This window comes from Streptomyces adustus (assembly GCF_009377175.1).
Taxonomy (GTDB): Bacteria; Actinomycetota; Actinomycetes; order Streptomycetales; family Streptomycetaceae; genus Streptomyces; species Streptomyces adustus.
Map to the genome: position 1 here is coordinate 43,528 of NZ_VJZD01000036.1, position 9,394 is coordinate 52,921.

8 protein-coding genes are annotated in these 9,394 nt (G+C 72.6%); 4 read left to right on the top strand and 4 right to left on the bottom strand.

Translation table 11 applies throughout. The annotated features are described in order from the left end of the window. Nucleotides 1-7: 7 nt before the first annotated feature. On the bottom strand, nt 8-1,135 hold the full coding sequence (locus tag FNH09_RS12025; RefSeq protein ID WP_152886971.1) for a ferrochelatase: 1,128 nt from the start codon (nt 1,133-1,135) through the stop codon (nt 8-10). A 126-nt stretch (nt 1,136-1,261) separates the two neighbouring features. Between FNH09_RS12025 and FNH09_RS12030 the strand changes: the two genes are divergently transcribed. Continuing rightward, nucleotides 1,262-2,500, top strand: coding sequence for an MFS transporter (locus FNH09_RS12030; RefSeq protein ID WP_162468450.1), 1,239 nt, complete (start codon nt 1,262-1,264; stop codon nt 2,498-2,500). Next, complete coding sequence (locus FNH09_RS12035) at nt 2,460-3,776, top strand: D-arabinono-1,4-lactone oxidase (protein WP_162468451.1); 1,317 nt, start codon at nt 2,460-2,462, stop codon at nt 3,774-3,776. The genes FNH09_RS12030 and FNH09_RS12035 overlap by 41 nt, the downstream gene beginning before the upstream one ends. Here the strand turns inward: FNH09_RS12035 and FNH09_RS12040 are convergent. Continuing rightward, nucleotides 3,703-4,581 (bottom strand): hypothetical protein, encoded by an 879-nt coding sequence (locus FNH09_RS12040; RefSeq protein WP_152886977.1) that lies wholly within the window; start codon nt 4,579-4,581, stop codon nt 3,703-3,705. The two genes, FNH09_RS12035 and FNH09_RS12040, sit on opposite strands and share 74 nt — an antisense overlap. A gap of 488 nt (nt 4,582-5,069) precedes the next feature. Between FNH09_RS12040 and sepH the strand changes: the two genes are divergently transcribed. Next, entirely contained in the window at nt 5,070-6,104 is a 1,035-nt protein-coding gene (sepH, locus tag FNH09_RS12045) for a septation protein SepH (RefSeq protein WP_152886979.1), read from the top strand. A gap of 593 nt (nt 6,105-6,697) precedes the next feature. Here the strand turns inward: sepH and FNH09_RS12055 are convergent. Then, the gene (locus FNH09_RS12055) at nt 6,698-7,549 is read right to left on the bottom strand and encodes a sulfurtransferase (RefSeq protein WP_152886983.1); all 852 of its coding nucleotides are present in this window, start codon (nt 7,547-7,549) and stop codon (nt 6,698-6,700) included. A gap of 306 nt (nt 7,550-7,855) precedes the next feature. Here FNH09_RS12055 and FNH09_RS12060 point away from each other — a divergent pair, with 306 nt between their 5' ends. Then, nucleotides 7,856-8,665, top strand: coding sequence for a VOC family protein (locus tag FNH09_RS12060; RefSeq protein WP_152886985.1), 810 nt, complete (start codon nt 7,856-7,858; stop codon nt 8,663-8,665). Nucleotides 8,666-8,690: 25 nt separating this feature from the next. Here FNH09_RS12060 and FNH09_RS12065 read toward each other — a convergent pair whose 3' ends face one another. After that, on the bottom strand, nt 8,691-9,341 hold the full coding sequence (locus FNH09_RS12065; RefSeq protein ID WP_152886987.1) for a thymidine kinase: 651 nt from the start codon (nt 9,339-9,341) through the stop codon (nt 8,691-8,693). Between the last annotated feature and the right edge of the window lie 53 nt (nt 9,342-9,394).

Genomic DNA, 9,394 nt, shown 5'->3' on the forward strand with positions numbered 1-9,394 from the left:
GCGTTCCTCACGCGTAGGGGCTGTCGGCGCCCGCGGCGGCGGGACGGGGGGCTCGGGCCGGGCAGCAGCCGACCGGGCACACGTCATGGCTCGCGCCGAGCGTGCCCAGGGCGCACGGTGCGACCGCCTGGCCGCGCTCCGTCCCGGCGCGCTCCAGGATCAGTTCCCGGACCGCGGCGGCGAAGCGCGGGTCGTCGCCGACGGTGGCCGACCGGCGTACCGGCAGCCCCAGTTCCGCGGCCTTGGCGGTGGCCTCCGTGTCGAGGTCGTACAGGACCTCCATGTGGTCGGAGACGAAGCCGATGGGGGCCATGACGACCGCCGGGACGCCGGCCGCGTGCCGCTCCTGGAGGTGGTCGCAGATGTCGGGCTCCAGCCACGGGATGTGCGGGGCGCCGGAGCGGGACTGGTAGACGAGCTGCCAGGGGTGGTCGACGCCGGTGCGCTCCCGGACGGCGTCGGCGATCAGCCGCGCCACGTCCAGGTGCTGTCGCACGTAGGCCCCGCCGTCGCCGTGCTCCCCGGCCGGGCCGGAGGTGTCCGCGGCGGAGAGCGGGATGGAGTGGGTCGAGAAGGCGAGGTGCGCGCCGTCGCGGACGTCCTCGGGGAGGTCGGCGAGGGAGGCGAGCACCCCTTCGATCATGGGTTCCAGGAAGCCCGGGTGGTTGAAGTAGTGGCGCAGTTTGTCGATCCGCGGCGGCTCCACGCCCTCGGCCCGCAGGGCGGCGAGCGAGTCGGCGAGGTTCTCGCGGTACTGGCGGCAGCCCGAGTACGAGGCGTAGGCGCTGGTCGTCACGACGAGGACGCGACGCCGGCCGTCGGCGGCCATCTCGCGCAGGGTGTCGGTCAGGTAGGGCGCCCAGTTGCGGTTGCCCCAGTAGACCGGCAGGTCCAGGCCGTGGTCCGCGAAGTCCTTGCGGAGGGCGTCCAGCAGGGCGCGGTTCTGGCCGTTGATGGGGCTGACCCCGCCGAACAGGAAGTAGTGCTGCCCGACCTCCTTGAGGCGTTCCTTCGGGATGCCGCGCCCGCGGGTCACGTTCTCCAGGAACGGGACCACGTCGTCCGGGCCTTCCGGGCCGCCGAAGGAGAGCAGGAGCAGGGCGTCGTAGGGGGTGGGATCGAGCGCTTCTGGCATGAGTCGAATCCTGCCACCCGGTACCGACAGCCGGGCTCCGGGCCCGCGGGGCCGGTGCATTAGGGTTACCTAACCAGTAACCTGTATCGGCCCACTTCGCGCCTTACCGGATCCCCGGAGACACCCGTGCCCAGCCCCTATCGCGCCCTGTTCGCCGCCTCCGGTTCCAAAGGCTTCTCCGCCGCGGGGTTCGTCGGCCGGATGCCGCTGTCGATGATGGGCATCGGCGTGGTCACGATGATCTCGCAGCTCACCGGGCGCTACGGGCTCGCGGGCGCGCTGTCGGCCACCATCGCGCTGGCCGCGGCGGTGATCGGCCCGCAGATCTCGCGACTGGTGGACCAGCACGGGCAGCGGCGGGTGCTGCGACCGGCCACCCTGGTCGCGCTCACCGCCGCGGCGGGGCTGCTGCTCGCCGCGCACTTCGAATGGCCGGACTGGGTGCTGTTCGTGTGCGCCGCCGGCATCGGCTCCGTGCCCAGCCTCGGCGCGATGATCCGCGCGCGCTGGGCCGCCCTGTACCGGGGCACCCCGAAGCTGCACATCGCGTACTCCTTCGAGTCCGTGGTGGACGAGATGTGCTTCATCTTCGGGCCGATCATCTCCATCGGACTGTCCACGGCCTGGTTCCCGGAGGCCGGCCCGCTGCTCGCCGCCGGCTTCCTGGCGGTCGGTGTGTTCTGGCTGACCGCCCAGCGCGCCACCGAGCCCGAGCCGCATCCGCGCGAGCGGCACGGCGGCGGTACGGCGCTGCGCTCGCCGGGCCTGAAGGTCCTGGTGGCCACCTTCGTGGCCACCGGCGCGATCTTCGGGGCGGTCGACGTGGTCACCGTGGCCTTCGCCGAGGAACAGGGCCACAAGGCCGCCGCGAGCGTCGTCCTCGCGCTCTACGCGGCGGGATCCTGCACGGCGGGCGTCGTCTTCGGGTTGTTGCGCTTCCGGGGCGCACCGGAACGCCGCTGGGTACTGGGCATATTCATGATGGCCGTGAGTATGATCCCCCTCCTACTGGTCGGAAACTTGCCGTTTCTGGCCGTGGCGCTGTTCGTTGCGGGTCTGTCCATCGCGCCGACGATGATCACGACGATGTCCCTCATCGAAGAGCACGTACCACGTGCGCAACTGACCGAGGGCATGACCTGGGTGAGCACCGGGCTCGCCATCGGGGTCGCGCTCGGTTCCTCGGCGGCCGGCTGGGTGGTCGACGCGGTCGGCGCGCGCGCCGGGTACGGGGTTCCGGCGGTGTCCGGGGCCGTCGCGGTCGCGGTCGGTTTCCTGGGGTACCGCCGGCTCAGCAGGCCGGCGCCGGGTTGGGGAGGGACCGTTGAGCACGACAGCGAGCATGAAGAACGGCACGTGGCGTAACTGGGGCGGCAACGTCTCGGCCCGGCCCGCGCGGGAGGTCACGCCCGCCTCCGTCGACGAGCTGGCGGCGGCCGTGCGCAAGGCCGCCGAGGACGGCCTGAAGGTGAAGGCGGTGGGCACCGGGCACTCGTTCACGGCGATCGCCGCCACCGACGGCCTGTTGATCCGCCCGCAACTGTTGACCGGCATCCGCAACATCGACCGTGAGGCCGGGACGGTCACGGTCGAGGCCGGCACCCCGCTCAAGAGACTCAATGTGGCCCTGGCCCGCGAGGGACTGTCGCTGACCAACATGGGCGACATCATGGAGCAGACCGTCTCCGGGGCCACCAGCACCGGCACGCACGGCACCGGCCGCGACTCGGGCTCGATCGCCGCCCAGATCAAGGGCCTGGAACTGGTCACCGCCGACGGATCGGTGCTCGTCTGCTCCGAGAAGGAGAACCCGGAGGTCTTCGCGGCCGCCCGGATCGGCCTGGGCGCGCTGGGCATCGTCACCGCGATCACCTTCGCCGTGGAGCCGCTCTTCCTGCTGACGGCGCGCGAGGAGCCGATGCAGCTGGACCGGGTCATCGCCGAGCTCGACGAGCTGTGGGCCGAGAACGAGCACTTCGAGTTCTACTGGTTCCCGCACACCGACAGCACCAACACCAAGCGCAACAACCGCAGCGCGGGCCCGGAGCGGCCGGTGGGTCAGCTGACCGGCTGGTTCGAGGACGAGTTCCTCTCCAACGGCGTCTTCCAGGTGGCCCAGCTGGTCGGCCGGGCGGCGCCCGCGACAATTCCCGCGATCGCCCGGATCTCCAGCAAGGCCCTGTCCGCGCGCACCTACACGGACATCCCCTACAAGGTCTTCACCTCCCCGCGCCGGGTGCGCTTCGTGGAGATGGAGTACGCCGTCCCGCGCGAGGCCCTGGCCGAGACGCTGCGGGAACTGAAGACGATGGTCGACCGCTCAGGGCTGCGGGTGAGCTTCCCGGTCGAGGTGCGCACCGCGCCGGCCGACGACATCACGCTGTCCACCGCCTCGGGCCGGGACAGCGCCTATGTCGCCGTGCACATGTTCCGGGGTACGCCCTATCAGGCGTACTTCACCGCCGCCGAGCGCATCTTCACCGCGCACGAGGGCCGGCCGCACTGGGGCAAGGTGCACACCCGGGACGCCGAGTACCTGGCCGGGGTCTATCCGCGCTTCGGCGAGTTCACCGCGCTGCGGGACCGACTCGACCCTGAACGTCTGTTCCAGAACGACTACTTGCGGAGGGTTCTGGGGTAGCGGACGCGCCGGGCGTCCCGGCCGCGGGCGCCGAGCCGTCGCCGGAGCCCCGGCCAGCGGTGGCGCTCGGGGCCGGTGCCGGGCTCTGCGTCGAACCGCCGCCTGCCGCGCCCCCGTCCGGGACGCCGCCCGCCGCGCTCGCGTCGCCGGTCGCGTCCGGCGTGGCGGGGGAGCCGGACGAGGATGCGCCGCCGGAGCCGGAGCCCGGACCGGCGGACGCGCCCGCCGACGGATCGGACGACGGGCCCGATGCCGGACCGGATGCCGGGTCCGTGCCGGAGGACGGCTGACCGTGGGTGGAGAGGGCACCGCCGACGGTCGTACTGCCGCCGCCGCTGAAACTGCTGCCGGACACCAGCTCGTACGTGGTGATGCCGGTCATCGTGACCCCGAACACGAGGGCGGCCGCGACCACCGGCCGGCGCCACCCCCTGACCCGGGCGCGATAGACGGTCCCCCGCGTGAACTCGCCGACGGGCGGGGCCGCAGGCACGCCGGGCACGGCCGCGGCGGTCCTGGACGGGGCGGCCGCGGCGGTCCTGGCCGGGACGGTCGCCTCGCGCAGCTGCTCGCCGGTCCGCCGGAAGAAGTGCTGGAACAGCGTGCCGCCGCAGGTGGCGACGACACTGACCACACCGGCGCCGAGGATCGTCCCGTAGACGCCGAAGTAGGAGGCGAGTTTGGCCGCCACCACCGCGGCCACGGCACTGCCCGCGACCTGAGGCACGCTCAGGTCGATCCGCTTCCTGTCCTTCACCTCCCTCCCGCTGCCGGACTCGTCCACGTCAACGGGCCTTTCACGCATTCCGGGACCTTGTCTGCCTCTCCCTTGACCGGTCGACTCCCACCGTTCGATCGACCACCTGCACGAGAAAGGGACGTACAGACGAAACGATTGGTTCCGTTTCCGGCTATTGGGTGAAGTACGCCACGTTCACTCCCGCAACACCGCACAACGGACGGTCAAGTCCCAGCCCCTGCCAGAAGTTGAACGGCGCGCCAATCCACGCACGTGGCCCAAATGGAGTACTGTTGCGAGCCCTGGGTTCGGTCTCCCACCAGGGCGTCCGGGACCTTGCCGGACCACCGGGAGGGGGTCAGTTGCACAGGGTGACGGAGTTGGTCACTTAGCGTTGCGAATAGGTAACCGTGCCATAACGGCGTACGCGGGCTCGCGTCCGACACGCCGGGCAACTCGGCAAGGTTGTGGCAGGCTGCACCCGGGCAGGCCACACTCGACTAGCGGAAGCAGCGACGCACGTGACGTCGGCAGGCACCACCCGGGAGGTCCCCATGCCCGAACTGCGTGTCGTGGCCGTCTCCAATGACGGCACACGGCTGGTGCTGAAGGCTGCGGACAGTACGGAGTACACGCTTCCGATCGACGAACGACTCCGTGCCGCCGTGCGCGGCGACCGTCCCCGCCTCGGCCAGATCGAGATCGAGGTGGAGAGCCATCTCCGCCCCCGTGACATCCAGGCACGTATACGTGCCGGCGCGACCGCGGAAGAGGTCGCGCAGATGGCCGGCATCCCGGTCGACCGCGTACGCCGCTTCGAGGGTCCCGTGCTGGCCGAGCGCGCCTTCATGGCCGAGCGGGCCCGCAAGACCCCGGTCCGTCGGCCCGGCGAGAACGCCGGACCCCAGCTCGGCGAGGCGGTTCAGGAGCGTCTGCTGCTGCGCGGCGCCGACAAGGACACGGTGCAGTGGGACTCCTGGCGCCGCGACGACGGCACCTGGGAAGTCCTGCTGGTCTACCTGGTCGCCGGTGAACCGCACTCGGCGAGCTGGACGTACGACCCGCCCCGGCGGCTCGTCCAGGCCGTCGACGACGAGGCGCGCTCGCTGATCGGCGAGTCCGACGACCTCGCCGCGCCCGAACCCAGCTTTCCCTTCGTGCCGCGTATCGCACGGCTGCCGCGCGACCGCCCGTTGGACCGTGCTCTCGACCGGGAGCGGCCGAGCCTGCCCGCGCAGGCGTCCGAGCCCCCGGAGGAGAGCACGGGCGAACGGGACTCGCTGACCAGCCTGCTGGAGGCGGTGCCGAGTTTCCGGGGCGACCTCGTGGTCCCGGAACGCCCGGTGGAACCGCCTGTGGAGGAGCCCGTCGAGGAACCGGAGGCGGAGGAGCCCCCGGCGCCCGCCGCCTCGGCCGGCTCCGCCTACGCGGACGTGCTCATGCCGCGTTCCGTCGGGAGCCACCGCGACCGTCTGGTCGGCGCCACCGACCGCCAGGCCGAGGCGGACGGCGTCCGTCCCGGCCGCCGGGCCGCGGTACCCAGCTGGGACGAGATCGTCTTCGGCACGCGCCGCAAGAAGCAGGAGTAGCCCGGCCGCACGAGGTCGTACGACACCGAGAGCCCGCGTCCTAACCGGCGCGGGCTCCGGTCACGCGCGCGGGGCACGGCACCTGTGCACGGCCGCCGCAAGGCGTGCGCGGGCTGCGCGGCAGACCTGCGGAGCACCCGCAAGCACCGCGGGACACCGGCGAGCGTTCGCGCGGGACCACCGACACACCTGTGCGACCGCCACGCCATGCACGGCCGCGAGCCCGCACGCTGCCGCAAGCCCACACGCAGCCGCCGGAAGGTGTGCACGAGCTGCGCGGCAGACCTGCGAGACACCCGCAAGCGCCGCGGGTCACCGGCAGGCGCCCGGGACACCCGCAAGCGCGTGTCGGCGTAGGACCACCGGCAACCCGTGCGGTCGCCGCGCGCATGCGCGGCCGCAGGGCTCGCGCGCGGCCGTCGACCCGCTCCAGGCGGCCCTGGACCCCGCACGGCCCGCGGTCGCCCACGCGGGACGCCGGCGAGCCCGCGGGCATCCGCACGGGACGCCGGCGAACCCGCGTGCGGCCCGCCGGGCAGGCGGGCAGGCGGCCCGCCGGGGCAGCCGTAGTGGCCGGCGGCGGGCGCGGCGCGCTACTGCGGGTCGGGTCCCACGGCGACAGGGCGGGACGGGTCCGAGGACCACTGGGACCACGAACCGACGTACAGCGCTGCCGGGATCCCGGCGACCGCCAGCGCGAGCACCTCGTGGGCCCCGGAGACGCCCGAGCCGCAGTAGACGCCCACCTCGGTGCCGTCGTCGGCGCCCAACGCCCTGAAGCGCGCGTTCAGTTCCTCGGCGGGCAGGAACCGCCCGTCCGCCGCCACGTTCTGCATGGTGGGCGCCGACACCGCGCCCGGGATGTGCCCGCCGACCCGGTCGATCGGCTCCACCTCGCCCCGGTACCGCTCCCCCGCGCGCGCGTCGAACAGCACCCCCGACCGCGCCAGCGCCGCGGCCCCGTCCGCGTCCAGGAATCCCGCAGGCTCCGGCACCGGCTGGAAGTCGCCCTCGGCGGGAGTGGGCACGTCCACCGACAGGTCCCCCGCCCAGGCCGACAACCCACCGTCCAGGACCCGCACATCCGGGTGACCCGTCCAGCGCAGCAGCCACCACGCGCGCGCCGCCGCCCAGCCCTGTCCCCCGTCGTACACGATCACCGGCACCTTCGCCGACACGCCCGCCCGGCGCATCGCGGCGCCGAACTCCTCGATGTCGGGCAACGGGTGCCGACCGTCCGGGCCGGGCGCGGCGGCGAGCTCCGCGTCCAGGTCGACGAAGACGGCGCCGGGCACGTGTCCGGCCGCGTACTCGGCCCGGCCGTCGAAGGCCGGCTCCCCGGCCGCCTTGGCCACGCTGAGCTGCCAGCGGACGTCGAGCAGCGTCGGCGGACGCTCCCCGGACAGGTCGGTCGCGAGTTCTGCTGCGGAGATGATGGCGTTCATGGCAACCATCCTCGCGCACGGGGTGGCCGCATCGCCGATGTCCGGCTACTCTGCTCGGCCGGGCAGGCACGATCACGAGGCGTATGGGATCAGCCACATGCTGTACAACTGATCGACCCCCACGAGTAATCGTGCCGAAAGGGACGAGAAACCTTACAGCGGGCATTCTCCGACTATGGGGCCCACGCACGCCCGACGGCGTGTACGCCCGGTGAGCAGGGCGCCACGCACGGTGCGAGCATCGGGCCCGGGGTTCGGAGAGCGGAAGCGACACGGCCACCACAAGAGGCCGAGAAGAGAGTGACGATGACCGAGACACGGGAGTCGGCCGGCCCGAACGGCGAGGCGCGCGCCCGGTACGCGCCCGGCACACCTTGCTGGGTGAGCCTGATGGTGCACGAACCGGCCGCGACCCAGGACTTCTACGGAGAACTCTTCGGCTGGGAATTCCAGCCCGGCCCCCGGCAGCTCGGCCCGTACGTCAGGGCCCTGCTGAACGGCCACGAGGTGGCGGGCATCGGCCAGTTGCCGCCGGACCTGCACCTGCCGACCGCCTGGACGCCCTATCTCGCCTCGGACGACGTGGACCAGACCGCCGAGACGGTACGGCTGTGCGGCGGCACGCTCGGCGTCGGACCGCTGGACGCGGCCGAGACCGGAAGGCTGGCGATCTGCTCCGACCCGTCGGGCGCCGTCTTCGGCGTCTGGCAGACGGCGAAGCACCGGACCGGCGGCCTCGGAACCCCCGGCGTCCCGGGCACACCCGCCTGGAACGAGTTGCTGACCTTCGACTCGGTGACCGTCGCCAAGTTCTACGAATCGGTGTTCGGCTACGAGGGACAGCCGATGGTCCCGGCCGACCTCGACCATGTGACGCTGTACGTCGAGGGCCGCCCCGTGGCCGGCATCCAGGGGGTGGGCAACGCGCTGCCGCGCGAACGGGGCCCGCACTGGATGACGTACTTCGAGGTGGCCGACACCGACGAGGCGCTGGTCCGGCTCGTCGCACTCGGCGGACGGATCCTCCAGCCGGCCCGGGACGGCGCCCACGGGCGCGTGGCCTCGGTGGCGGACCCGGAGGGGGCCCGGTTCGCCCTGGTCCAGAGCCCGCGCTGATGGTCCGGAGGAGCGAGCCCGGGGCTCAGGAGGTCGACACCGGCAGCACGTCGGGCGACAGCGCCGCCGCGTGGGCCGTGGCCGACGTCATACGACGCCGGTGGTGGCGACGGCACAGCACCTCGTAACCGACCTCGTCCGCCGAGCGGTTGACGTCGCCCACGACCACCTGGGCGCCCTCGACGACCATCTCGCCACCGACCGTGCGGGCGTTGTGCGTGGCGCGGGCGCCGCACCAGCACAGGGCCTCGACCTGGAGCACCTCGACCCGGTCGGCCAGCTCCACCAGTCGCTGGGAACCGGGGAAGAGCTTGGAGCGGAAGTCGGTCGTGATGCCGAAGGCGTAGACGTCCACGCCCAGGTCGTCGACGACCCGCGCGAGCTGGTCGATCTGCTCGGGCGCCAGGAACTGCGCCTCGTCCGCGATCACGTAGTCCGCACGCCCGCCCTTGGAGAGGTGGTCGACGAGGAACGCGTACAGATCCTGCCCGTCCTCGACCTCCACCGCGTCCGTGACCAGGCCGAGGCGGGAGGACAGCTTGCCCTCGCCCGCGCGGTCGTCCCGCGTGAAGATCATGCCGACCAGGCCCCGGGTGGAGCGGTTGTGCTCGATCTGGAGAGCCAGCGTCGACTTCCCGCAGTCCATCGTTCCGGAGAAGAACACCAGCTCGGGCATGGGAGGCGGAGCACCTTTCGGCGGAGAGAGGCGGAGGGCGGACGGGCGGGGGC

Coding starts and splice junctions, on each gene's coding strand:
- FNH09_RS12055 (WP_152886983.1), bottom strand. CDS start 7,549: ATGAACGCCATCATCTCCGCAGCAGAACTCGCGACCGACCTGTCCGGG.
- FNH09_RS12025 (WP_152886971.1), bottom strand. CDS start 1,135: ATGCCAGAAGCGCTCGATCCCACCCCCTACGACGCCCTGCTCCTGCTC.
- sepH (WP_152886979.1), top strand. CDS start 5,070: ATGCCCGAACTGCGTGTCGTGGCCGTCTCCAATGACGGCACACGGCTG.
- FNH09_RS12060 (WP_152886985.1), top strand. CDS start 7,856: ATGACCGAGACACGGGAGTCGGCCGGCCCGAACGGCGAGGCGCGCGCC.
- FNH09_RS12040 (WP_152886977.1), bottom strand. CDS start 4,581: ATGCGTGAAAGGCCCGTTGACGTGGACGAGTCCGGCAGCGGGAGGGAG.
- FNH09_RS12065 (WP_152886987.1), bottom strand. CDS start 9,341: ATGCCCGAGCTGGTGTTCTTCTCCGGAACGATGGACTGCGGGAAGTCG.